This is a genomic window from Lysinibacillus sp. NPDC095746 (genome assembly GCF_044763535.1).
GTDB lineage: Bacteria > Bacillota > Bacilli > Bacillales_A > Planococcaceae > Lysinibacillus.
The window spans coordinates 24,468-46,736 of sequence record NZ_JBIWGL010000012.1 but is presented as its reverse complement, the minus strand read 5'-3'; the positions used below and the strand labels follow the sequence as shown (position 1 = coordinate 46,736).

Below are 22,269 nucleotides of genomic sequence, written 5' to 3'. Positions count from 1 at the left end.
GTTTTTATAATATTTAATTATAGGTGGGTTTTATTGTGGTGACAAGAAATTATCTTGACATCTATTTTTACACATTATATAATCAACAGTGTTGTCTCGAGGTGATTAAACGAATGAAATGGTCAATTCATCAATTATCTAAATACCGCCAAAACGGGATGCCAATCGATGCCTATGTCCAACTGGACGAGGTGATGGAGCGAAACCAGGATATTCGAGCAATTTCGCCCGTTCATGTAAAAGGGCTATGTACTTTCGGTGCATCGCAAATGACATGTCAGCTAACTGTGGCAGCGACGTTAACATTACCATGTGCACGCACATGGGAAGATGTTGAGTTTCCTATCGAAGTTGAGACAGTTGAAATTTTCAGCTGGATTGACGAGGAAAAACGAGGGGAAGATGACGGAGATATTCACTATATTAATGGTGAAGTAATCGACATGAAGCCGGTTATTGAGGAGTTAGTGCTTCTTGAAGTACCTATGCAAGTGTTCAAGGAAAATTCCGAAGGGCAAGTGCATGGTGGGAAAAATTGGACTTACGCGACGGATGAAGACGTTGAACTACACAAAAAAGCTGACGAACAAAAAGTGGATCCAAGACTTGCTAATTTAGCTAAGTATTTTGATCAAACAGACGAATAGACGATCTGTAAGGAGGTGCCATCAATGGCTGTACCATTTAGAAGAACTTCTAAAACTGCAAAAAGAAAGCGTCGTACGCATTTCAAATTATCTGTACCTGGTATGGTAGCTTGCCCAAACTGTGGTGAAGCTAAATTATCACACCGTGTTTGCAAAGCTTGCGGACAATACAAAGGTAAAGAAGTAGTAAGCAAATAATACAGTGTTTGCTCACTTAAAAGGCTAGTAGAGAGACCATGGCTCTTTACTAGCCTTTTTGTTGGTTTGAAGAGACGGAATTTTCCGGCAATAACGAAAAGATATATAGTACTATAATAATTGTATGATACAATTTATCCATCGGGACAAAGGGGGAAATAGTATGGCTTACATAATTGATAACAAAGAAGGTATTATGACGTTTACGATTAATCGAGAAGAAAAACGGAATGCGGTAAATGATGAGGTTATGGATGGGTTACAAGAAGTCATTACATATATTCGAAATCATGATGATGTTCGTTTTTTAGTCGTTACGGGAGTAGGGGATAAATCATTTTGCTCGGGAGGCGACTTATCTGAATTCCATACGCTCGAAACAGAGGATGAAGCGTTTGGGATGTTAAGTAAGATGGGCGAAATATTATACGAGCTTGCAACGTTGCCTGTGCCAACAATTGCGTTGATAAACGGAACAGCGGTTGGTGGAGGTTGTGAAATTGCAACAGCTTGCGATTTTCGTCTAGTGGCAAGTCATGCGAAGTGTGGTTTTATACAGGGGACATTAGCAATTACGAGTGGCTGGGGAGGCGGTACATACTTATTCGAACGAGGATTACGCCATGATCGTGCGATGAAGATGCTAGTCGATGCGAAGCCATATTCAGCAGAATTACTATATGAGATTGGTTGGGCAATGCGCGTTTTTGAAGGTTCAAAAGAAGAGGCATTGAATAATTTTATCGAACATATGCGTAAAATTCATCCTTCTGTTCATAAGGCTTATAAAGAAATTGAGCTTCGTAAGTGGCGTGAACGTAATATGTATGAACGTGTTATGGAGGAAGTTCGAACATGTGCGAAATTGTGGGAAAGTGAAGCTCACCACGAGGCAGTTGCTAATTTCCTAACAAAGAAAAACAATAAATAATGTATAACGGCAGTGATTATAACAAAACATAATCACTGTCTTTTTTAATTCGATGATTCTATTTTGCTTGCTCACGCATATAGTAGTAAAAAATGCGAGGGTGATAGATTATGGAATTGAAAAAAAGAAAAGATCAATGGACAAAGGAAGACGATGAAAGATTAGCAGAAATTGTGTTGCATAATGTGCAAAATGGCAAAACACAGCTAGAAGCTTTTGAATTGGCTGCTGCTGAACTAGGTCGTACAAAACAAGCTTGTGGTTTCCGTTGGAATAAAACATTACGTAGTCAATATAGTCAGTCACTACTAGCTGTCCGAAATCAGCCACAACAATCGATGCGAAGTCATTTGAAACTGGCATTAACAAGTTTTGATGAATTAACAGAAGCCTATCAAAGTCTCGAAGTAAGGCATCGTGAATTACAAAATGAGCATGATAAACTAGTGAAATGGTTGCAGCAAGGGTATTCTTTAATGAAAGATTAAATAAGGATGCTGCCAAAAGTTAAACGTGCTGTAGAGTAAGTACTTAGAAAAAATGTAAACTTGAATGAAAACATAATGCTGTGTTTCAAAAAAATATTTATCCCTCATTAACGGTCCGATTCCAATAAGTGAAGGCTGATAATTAGTGAGAAAAAACGACTGATTAAAGTTTCACTTTTTATATTATCGTAAACACTTAGTCAATCCTGTATAATAAAAGAACCTGCATAGGAGGTGCCTTAGAGATCATTCTAAGGCACCTCCTTCTGTAGAAAGGGACGACATGGATCATTTAACTTCTATCAGTAGGTGTCTTTTGTGCCGAAAGCGAACGACAGGTGCATGTGCCACAAAATAGAAGAACTCAGTTTAAGAACGCCACGTCCTGTGGCATTTATCTGTGAGAAAGCAAAGAGTCAGCAACAAATGTTTTCTGTGCGAAAGCGAAGCGACAGCAACAAATGTTTTCTGTGCGAAAGCGAAGCGACAGCATCCGTTATATCGAGGTGAAATTGATTGATGGTCTTTAGCAGCTATAATGTAATCGCAGTAGAACTGTTTAGGAGGGCGTTCTCTTATGTTAGATCGTCCATTGTAAATGTGGGAGGTGTAATGAGTTGTGGATGTAGCGATTATTGGTGCAGGTGCTGTAGGTCTGTTAACGGCAAGCTTTTTAGCTGAGTCTGGTATGTCTGTAACGTTGGTTTCAAGAAGGCGGGAACAGATAGATGAACTAAATGCGAAGTATTTAACACGAGTGAATGTTGATGGAACGAAAACTGAACAAAAAGTTGCTTCAACTACGAACTTAATGGAGTTATCGCAGCAAGATTTAATTGTAATTGCTGTTAAGTATGGTCAATTACAAGAGCTTTATGGACAATTATCTGCGTTACCAAGTACAGTTTCGTTGTTGTTTATGCAAAATGGTTTAGCGCATTTTGATGAAGCTCTTCGTTTGCCACAAAAAAATATTGCCTTTTGCTCTGTATCATTTGGTGCTCAAATGATAGATCGGGCAACCGTACAACATAGGGGTGTGGGTGTTTGTAAAATGGCGATAGAGCGAGGGAACGGTGATGCGTTTAACAATTTGCTACAATTGAATAATTCCTTGTATCCGTTTGAGTTGGTTGCTAATGCTGAACAAATGTTATTTGAGAAAGCGGTATTTAACTGCTTGATTAACCCATTAACGGCAATATTGCAAGTGAGGAATGGAGAGTTAGTAACGAATAAGCAAGCGTTTTTATTGATGCAAACTATCTATCGAGAATTAACGGATGCTTTTGAAGGCATAGAACAAGCTATCCCTTTTTCAAAAGTGATAGAGTTATGTGAAATAACAGCGAGCAATACATCATCTATGCTAGCGGATCGGTTACGTGGGAAAAAAAGTGAGATTGACACGATTGTAGGGGTAATTTTAGAAAAAGCTCTAGCGAAAGGTCATAATTTGCCTACTTTACGCACTTTATACTACCAAGTACTTGCGATAGAGGAGAGCGGTGAAAGACGTTGAAAGATTTTTTACATATAGTAATAAGTATCATTATTTTTTGTCCAATCCTCCTTTTTGTGATTGTCTATTTAATTAGTCGAAAGGTTAAAATTCGAGGCACTCATGCTTTTGGAGTCGCATCGGACGTGACAACAGTGTGTTTGTTTTTTTCAGTACCACTAGCAATTGGTGTGCTGTGGAATGTCGATGTTAGTGCACTATTAGTAACGTTTGCGATAATGATGGCGATGATTTTTACATATATTGATTGGCGGACGAAAAAGGAAATTGAAGTGAAATCGCTCCTTAGGAAAATTTGGCGCTTTCAATTTTTAGTGTTAAGTACAGCATATATTGTTATTTGTATGGTAGGTGTTATTCAATCTGTTATTGAATATTTACAAGCTGTCTAAGCATTTTCTTTTGATGTTGATGCCATAAGCGTTAAAATAATAGCATTAAAGATTGTAATAACTCTATATTGCAAATAAATTAAATAAAATTCCTATGTACGACAACGTTTGAGTATCTAACAAAAATCGTATACCGTTTTTTTTTGAATATTTGTTGGAGTTTGTCGATTTGATAAACCGTTCAAATTGCTTAGTAGTACCAAAAGGGATTTATTTTATTACAAGTTTGCTTATGAAGAGTAAGAAGATGATTTAGTGAGTAGAGGAGTTTGTGTTAAATGAAACTGGAGTCAATCCAAGTACCCATAAAAAATCGTTTGCTAGCAGATTATTGGTCGTCAAATACTGCTATCCATGAGTTTTTTGAATACGCATACAACGATAAATCTTTTGAAAAACGAGCGCAATATTTAGATCAGCATGCATATGATCAAAAAGAATTAACAGCCATCATACGTCAATTTATGGAGCCGCTCGGATTATCGAAGAAAGCGAATGAACATTTGCAGCAACTAGAGCAAGGGGCTGTTGCAGTTGTCGGTGGGCAACAAGCGGGTATCTTAACAGGCCCTCTTTACTCAGTGCATAAGGCGATTTCGGTCATTGCATTAGCGAAAGAGCAAAGTGTAAAACTTCAGCGACCGGTTGTTCCTATTTTTTGGATAGCTGGTGAAGATCATGATTTAGAGGAAATTAACCACACGTATACAGTGTGTGGTGAAGGTATTAAAAAACGTGTTTACGGTGAACGTTCAAGACGCAAAACGATGGCTTCTGAAACAAGTATAAACAAAGAATCCATGACACAATTAATCAATACGATTGCGAAGGATATGGGCGAAACAGCATTCACTGAAATGCTTGTGAAACAATTAGTAGATACTCTTAATGAGTGTGAAACATTTACGGATTTCTTTGCGCAACTTATGAATCAATTGTTTAAAGATGAAGGTTTATTGATGATTGATGCAACGGACTTTAAATTCCGCCAATATGAGCGTGATAAATTTACCCGCATCATTCATAAAAATGAAGAAATTGCTAGAGTGGTGACAGAAAAAGAAGCGGAGCTTGAACGTGCAGGCTATGGCAATCCTATTTTGGCCTCAAATGAGGCGGCCAATTTATTTTATGTAGAAGATGGGGAGCGCCATCTTTTAGAAAGAAAAAATCAGCAATTTGTAAATCTAGCTGCAAATATCAAGCTATCGCGTGAAGAAGTTTTAGAAATTGCCGAAAAACATCCTGAGCAATTAAGTAATAACGTTGTGACTCGTCCGCTAATGCAGGAAATGACATTGCCTGTGCTTGCGTTTGTTGGTGGACCAGGGGAGCTTGCGTACTGGGCGACATTGAAAGATGCGTTTACGGTATTAGGCTTACAAATGCCGATTTTTGCTCCACGTCTTCATATCACGATTGTCACTAGACATGTAGAACAACTTTTACGTGAATATCGTTTAAGTGTTGCCGATGTTTGGGGTGGAAAAGCGGTACAGCTTAAAGAACAGTTTATTGCTGAAATACAGGATGCTGAAGCGAAGCATCAAATTCAGGCGATGCAACAAGAACTTTTAGAAAAGTATGAGGCCCTTCAACTTTATTTAGAAGAGCAACAACTATTACTAGATAAAATTCTTGTGAAAAATAAAGAGAATCATCTAAAGCAATTTGAGTATTTACAGCGAAAGGTTGAACAAACAGTCCTTAACAAGCATGAAACGACAATTCGAAAATTTATGACGCTACAAAATGAGTTGTATCCGAATGAAGGATTCCAGGAAAGAACTTATAATCCTTATCAATATTTTAATGAGTTTGGACCTATGCTAATTACTGAAATGCTGAAACAAAATTACAGCATTGGCAATCACCACTATTTAATTTATTTATAATCCTAATATTTGTAACTTTATACCCAATTAACAGTTTAATACAATATTAACTTGATGAATGATGACGACATAAATAGTAAATGGAGAGCTATCCTACTAAGGGTAGCTCTTTTTTTGTGTCATTTATCATGGGTTCGAAATGTTGTTAAAGGTCTATTCACGTATTAAGTGTTAAAATGTCAAGTTTTTTTTAAAAAAAGTGGTGGAAAGTGGGGGGATGTGGTACATTATTTAATAAAGTGGGGTGAATAGCATGTTCATGGGAGAATATCAACACTCTGTTGATGCGAAAGGACGATTAATCGTGCCCGCAAAATTTCGTGACGCCTTAGGCGAAACATTTGTTGTGACGCGCGGACTTGATAATTGTTTATTTGGCTATCCTATGAATGAATGGCGAAAACTCGAAGAAAAATTAAAGGACTTACCGATGACCAAAAAGGATACACGTGCTTTTGCAAGGTTTTTCTTTTCTGGAGCAACGGAGGTAGAAATAGACAAGCAGGGGCGCATAAATATTCCTTCAACTCTTATGCAGCATGCACATCTTGTGAAAGAATGTATCGTGTTAGGCGTTTCGAATCGAATTGAAATATGGGCGAAAGATGCTTGGGAAGCTTACTTTAGTGAGTCGGAACAATCCTTTAATGAAATTGCAGAAAATATGATTGGCTTTGATTTTTAAAATTTATTTAGTTAAGGCCCGAAGGGAGCGAGTGGTATGTTCGATCATACAACCGTGTTATTAAAAGAAACTGTTGATGGGTTGAACATCGATCCTGATGGTGTATATGTGGACTGTACGTTAGGTGGAGCAGGACACAGTGAATATTTAGTACAACAATTATCTGAAAAAGGGCGTTTAATTTGCTTCGATCAAGATATGACAGCTATTAACAATGCAAAAATTCGATTGGCGCCATATATTGAGCGTGTGACATTTGTTCATTCGAATTTCCGCTATTTAAAAGAAGAGCTATTAGCGCTTGGTATTGAGCAAGTTGATGGTGTTTTATATGATTTAGGCGTATCTTCACCACAGCTAGATACACCAGAACGTGGCTTTAGTTATCACCATGATGCACCTCTAGATATGCGCATGGATCAAACAGCAACACTTACAGCATTTCATGTTGTGAATGAATGGGCATATGAAGATTTAGTACGTATATTTTTCCGTTATGGAGAAGAGAAATTTTCCAAGCAAGTTGCTCGTAAAATCGAAGAAGCACGTAAGGTGGCACCGATTGAAACAACCGGCCAACTTGTAGAACTTATTAAAGAGGGTATTCCAGCAGCGGCTCGCCGTAAAGGTGGACATCCAGCGAAGCGCATATTCCAAGCAATACGAATTGCTGTTAACGATGAGCTAGGCGCGGCAGAGGATTCGTTAGTCGATGCGATTGATATGATAAACGTAGGTGGACGCATTAGTGTCATTACGTTCCATTCATTGGAGGACCGCCTATGCAAGACTATTTTTAAGGAAGCGTCATCATTACCGGAATTACCACCGAATTTGCCAGTGATTCCAGATGACATGAAGCCAACTTTAAAGCTTATTACGAGAAAGCCGACTCTTCCTTCTGATGAAGAATTGGCAGTAAACAATCGTGCTCGTTCAGCAAAGCTTAGAGTGGTTGAGAAAATTAACGACAAAGGGCGTGAGTAAATGGCAGCAGTTCGTGTAAGGCAGCACCAGCAACAACAAGTGCAACAACCGATAACACCCCCTAGTCCACAACCCACTATTATCCGTCGTAAAAAAACGAACCAGAAGTTTGAAAAAACAATGCTAATTGTTTTAGTTAGCATTGTTGCTGTATTATCGGTACTCGTTTTGAACAAGCAAGCAGCAATTCAAACGACAAGCATGGACATTCAAAAAATCGAAACTGAAGCAGAAGAGATTGCTAAACAGAATGTTGACTTGACAGTTCGTGTAAGTGAACTTTCTACATACGATAACATATGGAAAAAAGCTAAAGAACTCGGTTTAACTCAAAATGAGAAAAATGTAAAGGTAGTGCCGGGAGAATGAAAAAAAAGAGATTTCGATTCCAATGGGGAGCCTTTCTATTATTAATTTTTTATGGAGGGCTCTTTTTTCTATTGTTTTCAAGAATGTTTATGTTACAGGTGACGGGTGAAGTGGAAGGACAAGAGCTTGCGGCAAGAGCAGCTGCAAAATATAGCAAAGAAAGTGCAATATCAGCAAGCCGTGGGAAAATTTACGATACAAATGGACAAGTCATCGCGGAAGATACACTTAGTTATCGACTAATCGCCGTCGTCAATGAACAAGCAACGACGGATGAAAAAAAACCTCGCCATGTAGTAGATGCTGAAAAAACTGCAAAAATATTAGCAGAATATATTCCTATGGACGAAGAGAAAATCTATAAACAGCTTACTAGGGTAAATAATAAGGGCAAAAAGCCTTATCAAGTTGAATTTGGAAGTGCAGGCCGTGGGATAAGTCATGATACTATGAGTAAAATCAAAGCGGAGAAATTACCAGGGATTGTATTTATCAACGATTTAAAACGTTATTATCCAAATGGTATCTTTGCCTCGCACTTAATTGGTTTCGCACTAAAAGAGGAAAATAAGGATGGTACGTTCACGACAAAAGGAAAAATGGGTCTTGAGCTTACTTATAACAAAGAACTAACCGGAAAAGACGGTAAGGTTGAATATGAGACAGATGCATTCCATTATTTATTGCCGAGTAGTGAAAAAATGGTGACGCCTGCGAAAAATGGTGATGACATTTATTTAACATTAGATAAAACAATTCAAAGCTTTTTAGAGGAAGCAATGACAGCGGTTGAAAAGGAATATAATCCTGAATCGATGACAGCTATCGTAGCAGATCCGAAAACTGGTAAAATCCTAGGGATGTCACAACGACCTACGTTTAATCCTGATACACGAGAAGGCAATAATATGAAATGGCTGAACGAAGCTATTGAAGAGACTATTGAACCAGGGTCAACGATGAAAACGTTCACGCTCGCCTCGGCTATTGATACAGGTGCGTGGTATCCAAATGAAAGTTATATGTCAGGAACATACTGGGTTTTTGGCGAGCCTATTAGAGACCATAATGGTGGGAGAGGTTGGGGTCCAATTACTTATTTAGACGGTTTCCAACGTTCATCCAATACAGGGATGGCTCACCTTTTAAAGAAAATTGGTAACGATGTATTTTTTGATTATTTAGATCGATTTGGATTTGGTAAGAAAACAGGCATTGATTTACCAAATGAAGCGTCGGGTACACTTTTATCGAAATATCCAGTAGAACGAGTGACAACAACGTTCGGTCAAGGTTCTACGGTAACACCGATTCAGTTAATTCAAGCAATGACAGCGATCGCGAATGGTGGAAAGATGATGCAACCTTACGTTATTGATCGAATTGTCGATTCCTCAACAGGGGAGGTTATCCAAAATCATGAGCCCGTTGTCAAGGGACAACCAGTTTCAGCCGACACGGCGAAGCAAGTAAAAGAAATCCTTGCATCTACGTTAACAGCTAAGAATGGTACAGCGAAGGATTTTATCCTTGATGAATATGAAGTTGCAGGGAAAACAGGTACTGCCCAAATCCCGCTAGGAAATGGTAACTATTCATGGGGAGCAAATGAATTTTTATATTCTTTCTTAGGGATGGCTCCTGCTGATGACCCTCAGCTCATTATGTATGTTTCTGTAAAAAGGCCAAAGCTAAAGAATGAACTTGGTTCTGTACCAGTTTCAAAAGTATTTAACCCCGTTATGTTAAATAGCTTAAAGTATTTAAATGTTAATCCGGAAGATGTAAAGCATGTTGACGAGACTAAAATACAAGATTATACAGGTCAAAGTGCTGAGGCTGTACAAGTAGAGCTTGCGAACGATGGTTTAAAGCCTGTTATTGTTGGTAATGGCGGTAAAATTATTGACCAATATCCAAAAGGTCCTCAAAAACTAGTAAAAGGTAATTTTGTATTTTTAAAGACTGAGGGTAATATAACGTTACCAGATTTCACTAATTGGTCGTTACGTAATGTACTTGCTTTTAAGACGATGGCAAATTTAGAAATTGAAGTAGTCGGAGAGGGCTTTGTAGCTAGTCAGAGCGTTTCGGCAGGAACGGTAATTTCAGATAGTTCACCGATTGTCGTGAAGCTGAAAACGCCAGCTGAAAGCTTTAAGCAAGATGTAGAGACCCCGCCCGAGGGTGAAACAACTGAATAAACCCTGAATAGAAACCCACTTTTTTTCATACGTTGTAAAAAACAAGGTGTGATGTCGAATGAAGTGGATTTCTATCCATTCCAAAAAGCGATTGCGTATATTATACGTATTGTTTATGTTTGTAGCGATTGCGGTTGTTATTAGGCTTGTCTTCTTGCAAGTATTAGATCAAAAAGATCTGACAAAGAAAGCCGAAGAGAATTGGGACCGAGAAATTCCTTTTGCCAATGAGCGAGGGCATATTACTGACCGTAAGGGGAAAAATATTGTCACAAATAAGCTTGCGCCAACTTTGTATTTCATGCCTTCGCAAAGTAAGGATATTGAAGGAGCAGCAGCGAAAATTGCGCAAGTTTTGGGAGCAGATGAACAGAAGCTGTTGAAAAAAATGAAGGAAAAAGCATACTTAGTAAAGCTGGCACCTGAAGGGAAAAATATTTCGTATGAAAAAGCAGTGGAGTTACAAGGTATGCAGATTGAGGGATTATATAGCGGTGTCGATTATTCAAGGGATTACCCATACGGTACCCTACTATCTCGTTTTTTAGGCTTCACAGGTTATGATGCTCAAGGTTTAGCAGGAATTGAATATGAATACGATAAGTTGTTAAAGGCTAATTCTTCTGCAATACGGATCTTTACAGATGCGAAAGGGAATAATTTACCGAACGTAAAGAGCGCCTGGAAGGCTGGTGAAGATGGCGCAACGATCGAGCTAACGGTAGACGTAGATGTACAACAGGTCGTCGAGCGTGAACTGTCACAGGCAATGAAGCGTTATGATGCTGACCAAGCAATGGCGATTGCTATGAATCCGAATACTGGCGAGATTTTAGCGTTATCCTCATATCCAACCTTCGATCCGGCAGCATATCAAACGGTAGAGCCTGCTATCTACAATCGGAATTTACCAGTTTGGATGACATATGAGCCAGGGTCAACGTTCAAAATTATAACGCTTAGTGCTGCTTTAGAAGAAAATGTAGTGGATTTAGAGAAGGATACTTTTTATGATCCAGGCTATTCAATGGTTGCAGGAGCAAGATTGCGCTGTTGGAAGCGTGAAGGTCATGGCTCTGAAACCTTCCTTGAAGTTGTAGAAAATTCTTGTAACCCTGGCTTTATTGAATTAGGTCAACGAATAGGGAATGAAAAACTACTACAATATGTTAAAGATTTTGGTTTTGGCAAAAAAACAGGTTCTAACATCGCTGGCGAAGCTTCAGGGATTTTATTTTCCAAAGATTCTTTTGGACCTGTTGAGCAGGCCACAACTTCATTTGGCCAAGGTGTTGCCGTTACACCAATTCAGCAAGTGCAAGCAGTAGCCGCAGCAGTAAATGGGGGCAAGCTTTATACGCCATATGTTGTGAAGAAAATTATTAATCCTAATACTGGAGAAGTTATAGAACAGACTAAACCAGAAGTTAAAAAACAGGTTATTCGTGAGGAGACGTCTGCAAAGGTACGAGGTGCATTAGAATCTGTTGTAGCAAAAGGCTCAGGACGTCAAGCTTACCGAGATGGATTACGGATTGGTGGCAAAACAGGTACAGCACAAAAGGTGGAAAATGGGCGCTATAAAGACGGTGAATATATCGTATCGTTCATTGGCTTCGCACCTGCAGATAATCCGCAAATTGTCGTTTATGTAGCAGTAGATAACCCGAAAAAGGGAACACAGTTTGGCGGTGTGATCGCAGCTCCAATCGTTGGACAGATTATTGAAGACGTTGCACCTTTTGTTGGCATTGAAAAATCGAAGGAACAGCTTGAAAAGGATTATCGTTGGGGTGACCCAATTACTGTGAAGGTACCAAGTTTTATTGGTCAAACGAAGGACGATATTGCCAAGCAACATTATCCATTCCGTATTGAGTGGCATGGAGAAGGTACTAAAATTGGCAATCAACTGCCTGAAGTGGATAGTGTTATTAAACAAGATGGCATCATTCACCTTTATTTAGAGAACTAATATAACTTTACCTTTAAAAAATGGGAAAGAACCACTATTATAATGAAGGGTAGTAATAAATACATGAAAGTTTGTGCTTTTTTCTTCAAGAAGAAAGTGAAACAAGATTTAAAGGAGATTTTTCAATGAAACTCGCAACAACACTTACCATTTTAGCTATTGCTTTTATAGTAACAGTTATCCTGGCACCAATTAGTATTCCACTTCTTCGCCGATTAAAGTTCGGTCAAAGTATTCGTGAAGAGGGACCACAATCCCATATGAAAAAAGCTGGTACACCAACAATGGGTGGCATTATTTTCTTACTTGCTATTATCCTCACTACTGTTGGTGTAGGTAGCTTTTTAGATTTATTTACAACACAAACCGTCGTACTGTTATTAGTATTAATAGGGTTTGGGTTAATCGGCTTGTTTGATGATAGCTTAAAGGTTGTTTTTAAACGTAATTTAGGACTAACATCGCTTCAAAAGCTTATTGGTCAAATTGTCATTGCCATTTTGGCCTATTTCTTACTACATGTAGGATCGTTTGATACAACACTTGCAATACCATTTACAGATTGGACGATCGATCTTGGTATTTTCTATGTAGCCTTTTTAATTTTCTGGTTAGTAGGCTTCTCGAATGCAGTGAATTTAACAGACGGATTAGATGGACTTGTGGCAGGTACTGCATCTATTGCCTTTGCAGCATTTGGTGTTATTGCTCTGTTCCAAGATCAAGCTGACATCGCCTTATTTACATTTGCGGTAACAGGTGCATTATTAGGATTTTTACTTTTTAATGCGAATCCTGCAAAGGTATTTATGGGGGATACGGGTTCGTTAGCATTAGGTGGAGCTTTAGCCATGGTCTCTGTGTTAGAAAAAGCAGAATTCCTATTGTTATTAATTGGATTGGTATTTGTTATTGAAACATTATCCGTTATTTTACAGGTAGGTAGCTTCAAACTTCGTAAAAAACGTATTTTTAAAATGAGTCCTATTCATCATCATTTTGAATTATCAGGTTGGTCAGAATGGAAGGTAGTACTTGTCTTTTGGTCAACTGCTTTAGCAGTAGCATTGATTGCAGTTTTATCGGAGGCGTTCTTATGAGAAACTTTTTAGATTTACAACATAAAAAAGTCCTTGTTTTAGGTCTAGCTAAAAGTGGTGTGGCTGCAGCTGAGATTTTACATGAGCTTGGCGCCTTTGTGACGGTCAATGATTCTAAACCATTTGATGAAAGCCCAGATGCGCAAGGTCTATTGCAAAAGGGAATTACGGTTATTTGTGGCCGTCATCCTGAGGATTTACTCGATGAAGGCTTTGAATTATTAGTGAAAAATCCAGGGATTCCTTATAGTAACAAAATAGTAGCAGATGCAATAAACCGTGGAATCCCCGTATGGACAGAAATTGAGCTTGCCTATTTAATTAGTGAAGCGCCGTTTATCGGTATTACAGGATCAAACGGTAAAACAACAACGACAACAGTAATTTTCGACATGCTAAATAACGGTGGTTTACAACCGTTAATTGCAGGGAATATAGGGACAGTTGCATGTGGTGTTGCAAGAGAAGCACAAAAGGATAATGTAATTGTTACAGAGTTATCATCTTTCCAATTAATGGGTATTAAAACTTTTAAGCCAAAAATTGCTATATTAACAAATCTTTATGATGCTCATCTTGATTATCATGGGACGTTTGACAACTATGCAGAGGCAAAGTTTGGTGTTACACGTAATCAAGATGAAAGCGATTATTTTATCTATAATGCTGATCAGCCGATCGTTGTTGGCTATGCAACACAATCAAAAGCTAAAAAGGTACCATTTAGTTCTAAGGGACGTACGGATGAAGGAATTAGTGCGGATGATACAACAATTTACTGGCAAGGTGAGCCTTATCTAGATCGAGCAAATATCGCTTTGCCTGGTAAGCATAACTTAGAAAATATTTTAGCGGCTGTCGCAGCTTGTATTTTAGTCGGCTGTGACAAAGCTAAAATGGAAGAAGTTTTAGCGAAGTTTGGGGGAGTTCGTCACCGTACTCAGTTCGTGCGCGAATGGAACGGCCGCAAGATTTATAATGACTCAAAAGCAACAAACTGCTTAGCAACAAAAAGTGCTTTAGATGCATTCCAAGCACCTGTTATTTTACTGGCAGGTGGCTTAGATCGAGGACATTCGTTTGAAGAATTACGTCCATGTATGAGCCATGTAAAGGGTGTTGTTGCCTTTGGAGAAACAGGACTACGCTTTGTAGAATTTGCAAAGTCATGTGGTGTACAACAAACTGTCATTGCCCAAAATGTTGAGGATGCAGTACATTACGCGGCGCCAATGTCAGCAAAAGGCGATGTTATTCTATTATCTCCAGCATGTGCAAGTTGGGATCAATATGACAGCTTTGAAATACGAGGCGATGTTTTTATTGATGCTGTAATGAAGCTGTAATGAGCCTGTAATTATTTTAGAATATACTTGACTTGGAAGGATGGCAATACTGAGAGGGAAAGAAAGCTATTTATTGCTCGTCACAACATTGATGCTTTCTATAATCGGCATTATTTTCGTCTATTCTGCAGGTACCTATTGGAGTGCCGTTCATTATAGTGGAAAAATGCCGTTTTATATGAAGCAAAGTCTATACTTTGCGGTAGCTATTGTAGTGTTTTTAATCACTATTCGATTAAATATTTTAAAAGAGCAGTCCTTTTGGAAAATGGCCTATATATTTTCGTTAATTTTACTAGTCCTTGTACTTATACCAGGAATTGGACTAGTTCGAAATGGTTCTCAAAGCTGGATTGGCGTAGGTCCTTTAACAATTCAGCCAGCAGAGCTAACGAAAATTACAGTCATTGTATATATGAGCCATATTTTAGCACAGCATAAAACAGGCACGTCGATTGTTAATTGGCGGCATGGATTGATTTTATTATTGCCTGTAGTACTTATTATGCTTCAGCCTGATTTTGGTTCAGTTTTTATTCTCGTTGTGTCTGTGTTTTTATTGCTTTTTGTGGCAGGGTATCCTTTAAAGCTTTATGCAATGTTTTTGATAGCTGGAATTGCTGGATTAGTAGGCTTGATTGTTACAGCACCATACCGACTAAAGCGGATTGAGGCATTTATTGATCCGTGGGTCGATCCTTTAGGTAGTGGATTTCAGGCTGTACAATCATTAATGGCTATAGGCCCTGCTGGAATTTTCGGGCATGGTTTTGGACAAAGTAGGCAAAAGTTTTTATATTTACCTGAACCACAAAATGACTTTATTTATGCAATCATTCTAGAAGAGGTTGGATTACTTGGTGGACTTGTTATTTTAGCACTTTTCGTACTGGTGATTTATGCAGGCTATAAATTTGCAGTGCAAGCTAAAACAAGAACAGCATATTACGCAATCATCGGACTTGTAACGATGCTTGCCGTACAAGCATTTCTAAACATAGCAGTAGTGATTGGCTTAGTTCCTGTAACAGGTGTTACATTGCCTTTTATCAGCTATGGGGGAACATCTTTAGTAACAATGTGGCTAATAATAGGTATTATTTATCAATTAGCGAAATAAATATAAAGGAGGAGTACTTTTTTGGAGAAAGTAATTGACATAGAAGATCGCATACCTACGCTAAAAAAGCGACGAAAAAAGCGTACAAATCGGAAATTTATAGTGCTAATATTACTTTTCTTTACTGTGTTAGCAGTACTCCTTTATTTTCAATCTCCTTACAGTAAAATCAACAAAATAACAGTCAACGGTGCTCGATTAGTAGAAGAACAATATTATATAAAGACAAGTACTCTTACAACGGGGAAGTCGATGTGGGGATTTAAAGTAGAAGACGTAGAGAAAATATTACTAAAGGATAAATGGGTGAAAGAAGCACATGTTAAGCGTAATTGGCTTCGAGGTGTGACCATAGATATTAAAGAATGGAAAAAGGTTGCGTACTTAGCCGGTGACGGTACTTATTATCCATTGCTTGAAAATGGTAAGCGCTTTGAACAAGTTGGGGATGATATCCCGATTGATGCACCTGTATTTATCGGCATAACTGGTGAAAAGACAATTAAGAAGCTCGTTAAGCAATTAGCACAATTAAACCCAGAAGTATTAGCATTAATTTCTCAAGTCAATACAAATAGTAATGAAACAAATCCTAATGCAATCAAGCTCTATATGAACGATGGCTATGAAGTTCGTGCCGTTATTCAAACTTTAGCAGAAAAACTAAATCATTACCCTTCGCTTGTGGCACAAATTCCAAATTTGGAGAAGGGGGTTATCGATTTAGAGGTCGGCTCGTATTATCGTCCTTTCAATACGGAGTACAACCAAAATATTGATTTAGATCAAGATGCGGCCAACCAGGAAGTGAAAAAAGATGAACAACAAGAAAAAGAATAGCAAAGAAAATTTCTTTTCAAGAAAACAATTTCAGTTGCTTATCGTTTGTGTAACTATGGGGTTTATCATTGGCTATTCCTACAACCAGGCAAAAGAGAATCGAGATACAGGTTCGACTAATAAGGAGCTTTTCGAGCAAGAGGATTCTTATCGTGAGGAGTTAATTGCACAACAAGAGCGCAATAAAGAATTATCAGAAGAGGCGAATGCTTTGCAAGAAAAAATTCGCAAGTATGAAAAATCGTTTGTCGCTAGCAAAAAGGATTATACAAAGCTTGTTGAAGAAGCAGAGGATTTACGCTTGTTGTTAGGTGATTTAAATTCAGAAGGAAAAGGGATACGTATTACCCTTCAAGATGGTGATTACAATCCAAAATCCGTTAATCCTAATGATTATATCGTGCATGAAAGTCATATTTTTAAATTGCTCAATGAACTTAAAATTTCTGGTGCGCAAGCAATTGCTATTAATGGTCAACGTGTTTTAGCGAATTCTTATATACGCTGTAATGGACCAGTCATCACTATTGATGGCAAGCAACACCCAGCTCCATTCGTCGTCGAAGCTGTAGGAGATTCAGCAACATTAATAGCTGCCTTAAACTTAACTGGTGGCGTTGTGGATCAATTATTAAATGACAATATAGTTGTATCATTAGAAGAAGATCAAAAGCTTGCAATGCCAAAAGCAAAAGTAGAAAGTTAAACGATTTCAAGTCAATATTTACAGATTAAATTTGGTTATAGCCTCTAGGTAGCTTATAGATATGCAAAGTTCAAGGTCTAAGGCGTAAATCTGTGAGGGGTTACGATACGTCTAGGAGGGGCTATTTTGAAAAAAAATATGTTTACCCGAATAACGATCGTGCTATTTATTATCGGTTTGATGATAGCGGTACAATACAATACCATAAAGCAACCAGCTGAGCGAGATACACGAGATATTTGGGCCATAAGAGAGGAATTAGCAGAAGAGAAGCAAAGGCATTCCGCGTTATTAGCAGAAATTCGCTCACTTAATGAAGTAGTGGGTCGCTATGAGCAATCTGAGAAAGCAAATTTACAGTCAGCATTAAATGAAACGCTGAATCGTTTAAAACTACAGGCCGGGCTAACGGAAGTCACAAGTCCAGGAGTTATACTTCGAGTTGAACCAGCACCCGAATTAGTTGAAATGGGGTATGAAATTAAAGAAATTACACCTGATTTACTAACCCAATTACTAAATGCTCTGTTTAAAAACAATGCAGCGAGTGTCTCGATAGATGGAAATCGCGTTGTTCAGACGACAGCCATTCGAGACATAAATGGAAAGACTACAGTGAACAGTGTACCACTGTCCTCACCACCCTTTGAAATTTATGTTGGGACAAGCTCTTTTAAAGAAGCTCAAAAAATGTACAACTCGTTACAAGCTTCTACATTTATCGATTCCTTTTATTTGGATAACTTTAATTTAATAATAGAGGAACCATCTGAGCATTTAACAATCCCAGCATTTGATCAGCCATTGACAAATGATTATTTAGCAGAGGTGGAAAAAGGAGAATAATATATGTGGCTACCATTTTTAGGTTTGATATTTGGACTTGCCCTTGGCTTGTTAACAAATATACAAATACCCTCTATATATGAAAATTATCTGTCAATAGCTGTTTTAGCAGCTTTAGATACATTATTTGGCGGTATTCGTGCTCAATTACAGCAAGTATATGACGATAAAGTATTTGTGTCAGGATTCTTTTTTAATATAGCTTTGGCAGCAGGATTAGCCTTTTTAGGTGTGTATTTAGGGATAGACTTGTATTTAGCTGCTATTTTCGCTTTTGGAGTACGTTTGTTCCAAAATATAGCAATAATTAGGCGTATTCTACTAACTCGTTTAGATGAGAAACGTCATAAAAAGAACAAAAATTCCATAGAATGAGAGAAAAATTGAGCAAAATGCTCGATTTGCTTAGACATTATGCTGAATTTACAATAGAATGAGAATAAGAGCATTTTTTCAAGGAGGTGCAGCTAATTGAATCAGCAAGATTTATATATTTCCCTTGATATAGGATCCTCCTCTATCAAGGTATTAATAGGTGAAATGAGCGACGGGCAATTACATGTAATTGGCGTCGGAAATGTAAAATCGAATGGAGTTCGAAAAGGTGCAATTGTTGATATTGATGCAACAGTTCAATCGATTCGAAAAGCAATAGATCAAGCTGAACGAATGACAGGGTATCAAATTAATGAAGTCGTTTTAGGTGTTCCTGCTAACCAGACGATGTTACAGCTAGTTAAAGGTGTTGTCGCTGTAAATAGTGAAAATAGAGAAATTACAGATGATGATTTAGATAGAGTGGTAGAATCTGCACAAGTCATGTCAATACCTCCTGAACGTGAATTAGTAAATATTATTCCAAGACAATTTATTGTGGATAATTTAGATGAAATCAAAGATCCGCGAGGTATGATTGGTATTCGTTTAGAAATGGATGCCACAATGATCACAACTTCCAAAACACTTTTACACAATGTTTTACGTTGTGTAGAACGTGCAGGTCTTAGTATTCGAGAAATCTATTTACAACCATTAGCAGCAGGTTACTTTGCATTAACAGAGGATGAAAAAAACCAAGGTACCGCTTTCATTGATTTAGGAGGCGGTTCAACGACTATCACAGTATTCGAAGAAGGCCTGTTAACTCATACGGGTGTCATTCCAGTTGGTGGCGATCATATTACGAAAGATATTTCAATCGTCTTAAAAACACCAACAGAACAGGCAGAACAAATTAAACATCAATTTGGACATGCCTTTTATGATGACGCATCAGACGATGAGCTCTTCGAAGTACCAGTTGTAGGGACAGATTCAACAGATCAGTACAGTCAGCGCTTTATATCAGAAATAATTGGCGCTCGTTTGGAAGAATTATTTGAGTTAGTCATCGACGAGTTAGCCCGTCTAGGTGTAAGAGATTTACCAGGCGGTGTTGTTTTGACAGGAGGCGTTGCAAAGCTTGAGGGAATTGCTCAACTGGCACGCCAGATACTGCAAACACGTGTTAGAATATATACACCTGACTATATTGGCGTTAGAGAGCCTTCATTTACGACGGCAGTTGGACTTATTCGTTACGCCTATTTAGAAGATGATTTTTATGGGAAAAGTACAAATACGCAGCCTATCGAATATGCAGTTGTAGGATCCCCTACAGCAACACCTAAGAAGCAAGAATATGCTGCACCTTCAGAATCAAAAGGAAGCGTAATCGGAAGAGCAAAAAAATTATTTGATAAATTTTTTGATTAACTTCTTTCAGCAAATCTCTTTTGTAGCGAAAGCAAAGCGTCAGCTACAGAAGTCTCCACCTCTATAGGTGGTGAGATAAATTCGGATTTAAGCTACTTTTCAGCAGATGTCCAAACACCTGCTGAAAGAAGGTAATGCCTCCGGCGGATGTCACGGAATCGGAAATGAGTTCTTAGTGGATGTTAGCCTAAAATCATCGCATCCATGCGATAAAGGCTAACTGACCTGCGTCATGCAGGCCTAAGCACAAAGCCGATTCCGGACGAATTATACCGAGGCATAATTGATCTTGAATGCGTAATGAATGATACAGAGTCGAGTTACCGTGGGAGGAAAAAGAAATGTTAGAATTTGATACAAGTGTTGATCAACTTGCAGTAATAAAAGTCATTGGTGTTGGTGGCGGCGGTAACAACGCTGTCAATCGAATGATAGAACATGGTGTACAAGGTGTTGACTTTATCGCAGTAAACACAGATGCACAAGCACTAAATTTATCGAAAGCAGAAATAAAGCTACAGATTGGAACAAAACTTACACGTGGATTAGGTGCAGGTGCAAATCCTGAAGTAGGGAAAAAAGCTGCTGAAGAGAGCCGTGAACAATTAGAAGAGGTTCTACGCGGTGCAGATATGGTATTCGTTACAGCTGGAATGGGCGGGGGAACTGGTACTGGTGCCGCGCCAGTAATCGCTCAAATTGCTCGCGATTTAGGAGCTCTTACAGTCGGTGTTGTAACGCGTCCATTTACGTTTGAAGGTCGCAAACGACAAACACAAGCTATCGGCGGTATTGGTGGCATGAAGGAGTCTGTTGATACTTTAATCGTTATTCCGAACGACAAGCTGTTACAAATTGTTGATAAATCTACGCCAATGCTAGAGGCATTCCGTGAAGCAGATAATGTTTTACGACAAGGTGTACAAGGCATTTCGGATTTAATTGCAACGCCAGGTCTTATTAACTTAGACTTTGCAGACGTAAAAACAATTATGTCTAACAAAGGTTCAGCGTTAATGGGTATTGGTATAGCTACAGGTGAAAACCGTGCTGCAGAAGCAGCTAAGAAAGCTATTTCAAGTCCTTTACTTGAATCATCAATTGATGGCGCTAAAGGTGTCCTCATGAATATTACTGGTGGCTCAAATCTAAGCCTATTTGAAGTACAAGAGGCTGCAGATATTGTAGCATCAGCATCAGACGAAGAAGTAAATATGATTTTCGGTTCTGTTATTAACGAAAATCTAAAGGATGAAATTATTGTTACAGTTATTGCGACTGGTTTCTCAGAGGAAGCATTACAGCAACAGCGTAATACTACACGACCAACGTTAAATACAAATAGACAAGCTGCACAACAACAGCAAGCGCCGATTCGTGAGCAACGTCAAGATGTGCATGTACAGCAAGAACAACCACGCCAAAATCAACAAAATTATGTACAGGATGACATGCTTGAAGTACCAGCATTTTTACGTAACCGTAAAAATCGCGGATAAATTAGCATCCAAACTTTAAAAAGTAAAGCTCGTATTTTACATTATGTGAAATACGAGCTTTTTTGTGTTGTTGAAAAACTATTATGTTATGAATGTTGTTGCTACTGTCGCTACGCTTTCGCACTGAAAATACTTGTTTTCTTTAAATTAGAGATTGACATCCCCAGAAGATATATTCTATGAAGTGGTTGATTGGAGTGGAGACTGGCGACTTCTTGGGGGGAAGCAATAGAGGAACGAAGGCTAAAGGTATCACATCCTGTGATAACGCCTTCTTGACCAAGTGCTGCTGTCGCTACGTTGCACTCACGCTTTCGCGCAAAAAACATCTGTTGGCCCGAGACCCTGCAGCGAGCAACGCGAGTTTAGGCGGCTCATCGAACGCCCCCAGGATGCTTTGCTCTGTGCGAAAGTGAAGCGTCGGCAACAAATGTTATTTCTGTGCGAAAGCGAAGCGTCAGCAACAAATGTTATTTCTGTGCGAAAGCGAAGCGTCAGCAACAAATGTTTTTCTGTGCTGTGCGAAAGCGAAGCGGCAGCAGCAAAGCGCCCAGTCGGAACGAAATCACCCCCTCGCCTTGCAGAAAAGCTTTAATATGCCAGCATAATTTCATTCATATTCCATTGATATTTTCAGTGACTAAAAAATTAATTATGTTCAAATGTGTAAGGAAAAGATGTATTTTGTCAAAACATTTTAATAAAATGATGCGATTGTTTGACAATATTTGTGGGAGTAACATGCTAACTTTGTATGTAGGAGG

General features: G+C 38.5%; 21 protein-coding genes. All 21 read left to right on the top strand.

Features of this window, described 5'->3' with window-relative positions:
• The first annotated feature begins 113 nt into the window (after nt 1-113).
• Entirely contained in the window at nt 114-647 is a 534-nt protein-coding gene (locus ACIQ7N_RS10800) for a YceD family protein (protein WP_402931897.1), read from the top strand.
• A 24-nt stretch (nt 648-671) separates the two neighbouring features.
• Nucleotides 672-845 (top strand): 50S ribosomal protein L32, encoded by a 174-nt coding sequence (gene rpmF / locus ACIQ7N_RS10795; RefSeq protein WP_010858320.1) that lies wholly within the window; start codon nt 672-674, stop codon nt 843-845.
• A gap of 163 nt (nt 846-1,008) precedes the next feature.
• Nucleotides 1,009-1,776, top strand: coding sequence for an enoyl-CoA hydratase/isomerase family protein (locus ACIQ7N_RS10790; protein ID WP_402931895.1), 768 nt, complete (start codon nt 1,009-1,011; stop codon nt 1,774-1,776).
• A 110-nt stretch (nt 1,777-1,886) separates the two neighbouring features.
• A complete protein-coding gene (locus ACIQ7N_RS10785; RefSeq protein ID WP_132357574.1) occupies nt 1,887-2,264 on the top strand; it encodes a transcriptional regulator in 378 nt (125 codons plus the stop codon).
• A gap of 619 nt (nt 2,265-2,883) precedes the next feature.
• Nucleotides 2,884-3,786 (top strand): ketopantoate reductase family protein, encoded by a 903-nt coding sequence (locus ACIQ7N_RS10780; RefSeq protein WP_402931893.1) that lies wholly within the window; start codon nt 2,884-2,886, stop codon nt 3,784-3,786.
• A complete protein-coding gene (locus ACIQ7N_RS10775) occupies nt 3,783-4,178 on the top strand; it encodes a DUF3397 domain-containing protein (RefSeq protein ID WP_402931891.1) in 396 nt (131 codons plus the stop codon). Before ACIQ7N_RS10780 ends, ACIQ7N_RS10775 begins: the two co-directional genes overlap by 4 nt.
• A gap of 278 nt (nt 4,179-4,456) precedes the next feature.
• Nucleotides 4,457-6,073: a bacillithiol biosynthesis cysteine-adding enzyme BshC gene (gene bshC / locus ACIQ7N_RS10770; RefSeq protein WP_402931889.1), complete on the top strand. Its 1,617-nt coding sequence runs from the start codon at nt 4,457-4,459 to the stop codon at nt 6,071-6,073.
• 253 nt (nt 6,074-6,326) lie between these two features.
• Nucleotides 6,327-6,758: a division/cell wall cluster transcriptional repressor MraZ gene (mraZ, locus tag ACIQ7N_RS10765; protein WP_142507556.1), complete on the top strand. Its 432-nt coding sequence runs from the start codon at nt 6,327-6,329 to the stop codon at nt 6,756-6,758.
• Nucleotides 6,759-6,794: 36 nt separating this feature from the next.
• Nucleotides 6,795-7,745 (top strand): 16S rRNA (cytosine(1402)-N(4))-methyltransferase RsmH, encoded by a 951-nt coding sequence (rsmH, locus tag ACIQ7N_RS10760; RefSeq protein ID WP_132357563.1) that lies wholly within the window; start codon nt 6,795-6,797, stop codon nt 7,743-7,745.
• Nucleotides 7,746-8,114, top strand: a complete 369-nt coding sequence (gene ftsL2 / locus ACIQ7N_RS10755) for a cell division protein FtsL (protein WP_132357561.1) — start codon at nt 7,746-7,748, stop codon at nt 8,112-8,114. It begins immediately after the preceding gene.
• Nucleotides 8,111-10,318: a penicillin-binding protein gene (locus tag ACIQ7N_RS10750; RefSeq protein WP_402931887.1), complete on the top strand. Its 2,208-nt coding sequence runs from the start codon at nt 8,111-8,113 to the stop codon at nt 10,316-10,318. Before ftsL2 ends, ACIQ7N_RS10750 begins: the two co-directional genes overlap by 4 nt.
• A gap of 58 nt (nt 10,319-10,376) precedes the next feature.
• Entirely contained in the window at nt 10,377-12,293 is a 1,917-nt protein-coding gene (locus ACIQ7N_RS10745) for a stage V sporulation protein D (protein ID WP_402931885.1), read from the top strand.
• Between the two features lie 125 nt (nt 12,294-12,418).
• Nucleotides 12,419-13,393, top strand: coding sequence for a phospho-N-acetylmuramoyl-pentapeptide-transferase (mraY, locus tag ACIQ7N_RS10740; protein ID WP_132357555.1), 975 nt, complete (start codon nt 12,419-12,421; stop codon nt 13,391-13,393).
• Nucleotides 13,390-14,739, top strand: a complete 1,350-nt coding sequence (murD, locus tag ACIQ7N_RS10735; protein ID WP_402931882.1) for a UDP-N-acetylmuramoyl-L-alanine--D-glutamate ligase — start codon at nt 13,390-13,392, stop codon at nt 14,737-14,739. Before mraY ends, murD begins: the two co-directional genes overlap by 4 nt.
• Before the next feature lie 40 nt (nt 14,740-14,779).
• A complete protein-coding gene (gene ftsW, locus ACIQ7N_RS10730) occupies nt 14,780-15,859 on the top strand; it encodes a putative lipid II flippase FtsW (protein WP_132357551.1) in 1,080 nt (359 codons plus the stop codon).
• Nucleotides 15,860-15,880: 21 nt separating this feature from the next.
• Complete coding sequence (locus ACIQ7N_RS10725) at nt 15,881-16,699, top strand: cell division protein FtsQ/DivIB (protein ID WP_402931880.1); 819 nt, start codon at nt 15,881-15,883, stop codon at nt 16,697-16,699.
• The gene (locus tag ACIQ7N_RS10720; RefSeq protein WP_402931878.1) at nt 16,677-17,405 is read left to right on the top strand and encodes a DUF881 domain-containing protein; all 729 of its coding nucleotides are present in this window, start codon (nt 16,677-16,679) and stop codon (nt 17,403-17,405) included. Before ACIQ7N_RS10725 ends, ACIQ7N_RS10720 begins: the two co-directional genes overlap by 23 nt.
• Before the next feature lie 126 nt (nt 17,406-17,531).
• Complete coding sequence (locus tag ACIQ7N_RS10715) at nt 17,532-18,251, top strand: DUF881 domain-containing protein (protein ID WP_132357545.1); 720 nt, start codon at nt 17,532-17,534, stop codon at nt 18,249-18,251.
• A gap of 3 nt (nt 18,252-18,254) precedes the next feature.
• Nucleotides 18,255-18,626 (top strand): small basic family protein, encoded by a 372-nt coding sequence (locus tag ACIQ7N_RS10710; protein ID WP_132357543.1) that lies wholly within the window; start codon nt 18,255-18,257, stop codon nt 18,624-18,626.
• Nucleotides 18,627-18,722: 96 nt separating this feature from the next.
• Nucleotides 18,723-20,006: a cell division protein FtsA gene (gene ftsA, locus ACIQ7N_RS10705; protein WP_402931876.1), complete on the top strand. Its 1,284-nt coding sequence runs from the start codon at nt 18,723-18,725 to the stop codon at nt 20,004-20,006.
• Nucleotides 20,007-20,347: 341 nt separating this feature from the next.
• Entirely contained in the window at nt 20,348-21,505 is a 1,158-nt protein-coding gene (gene ftsZ, locus ACIQ7N_RS10700) for a cell division protein FtsZ (protein ID WP_100544024.1), read from the top strand.
• Nucleotides 21,506-22,269: the final 764 nt, after the last annotated feature.

Coding starts and splice junctions, on each gene's coding strand:
- ftsW (WP_132357551.1), top strand. CDS start 14,780: ATGGCAATACTGAGAGGGAAAGAAAGCTATTTATTGCTCGTCACAACA.
- ACIQ7N_RS10785 (WP_132357574.1), top strand. CDS start 1,887: ATGGAATTGAAAAAAAGAAAAGATCAATGGACAAAGGAAGACGATGAA.
- ACIQ7N_RS10790 (WP_402931895.1), top strand. CDS start 1,009: ATGGCTTACATAATTGATAACAAAGAAGGTATTATGACGTTTACGATT.
- mraZ (WP_142507556.1), top strand. CDS start 6,327: ATGTTCATGGGAGAATATCAACACTCTGTTGATGCGAAAGGACGATTA.
- ACIQ7N_RS10720 (WP_402931878.1), top strand. CDS start 16,677: ATGAACAACAAGAAAAAGAATAGCAAAGAAAATTTCTTTTCAAGAAAA.
- rpmF (WP_010858320.1), top strand. CDS start 672: ATGGCTGTACCATTTAGAAGAACTTCTAAAACTGCAAAAAGAAAGCGT.
- ACIQ7N_RS10800 (WP_402931897.1), top strand. CDS start 114: ATGAAATGGTCAATTCATCAATTATCTAAATACCGCCAAAACGGGATG.
- ftsZ (WP_100544024.1), top strand. CDS start 20,348: ATGTTAGAATTTGATACAAGTGTTGATCAACTTGCAGTAATAAAAGTC.
- murD (WP_402931882.1), top strand. CDS start 13,390: ATGAGAAACTTTTTAGATTTACAACATAAAAAAGTCCTTGTTTTAGGT.
- ftsL2 (WP_132357561.1), top strand. CDS start 7,746: ATGGCAGCAGTTCGTGTAAGGCAGCACCAGCAACAACAAGTGCAACAA.
- rsmH (WP_132357563.1), top strand. CDS start 6,795: ATGTTCGATCATACAACCGTGTTATTAAAAGAAACTGTTGATGGGTTG.
- mraY (WP_132357555.1), top strand. CDS start 12,419: ATGAAACTCGCAACAACACTTACCATTTTAGCTATTGCTTTTATAGTA.
- ACIQ7N_RS10745 (WP_402931885.1), top strand. CDS start 10,377: ATGAAGTGGATTTCTATCCATTCCAAAAAGCGATTGCGTATATTATAC.
- ACIQ7N_RS10710 (WP_132357543.1), top strand. CDS start 18,255: ATGTGGCTACCATTTTTAGGTTTGATATTTGGACTTGCCCTTGGCTTG.
- bshC (WP_402931889.1), top strand. CDS start 4,457: ATGAAACTGGAGTCAATCCAAGTACCCATAAAAAATCGTTTGCTAGCA.
- ACIQ7N_RS10750 (WP_402931887.1), top strand. CDS start 8,111: ATGAAAAAAAAGAGATTTCGATTCCAATGGGGAGCCTTTCTATTATTA.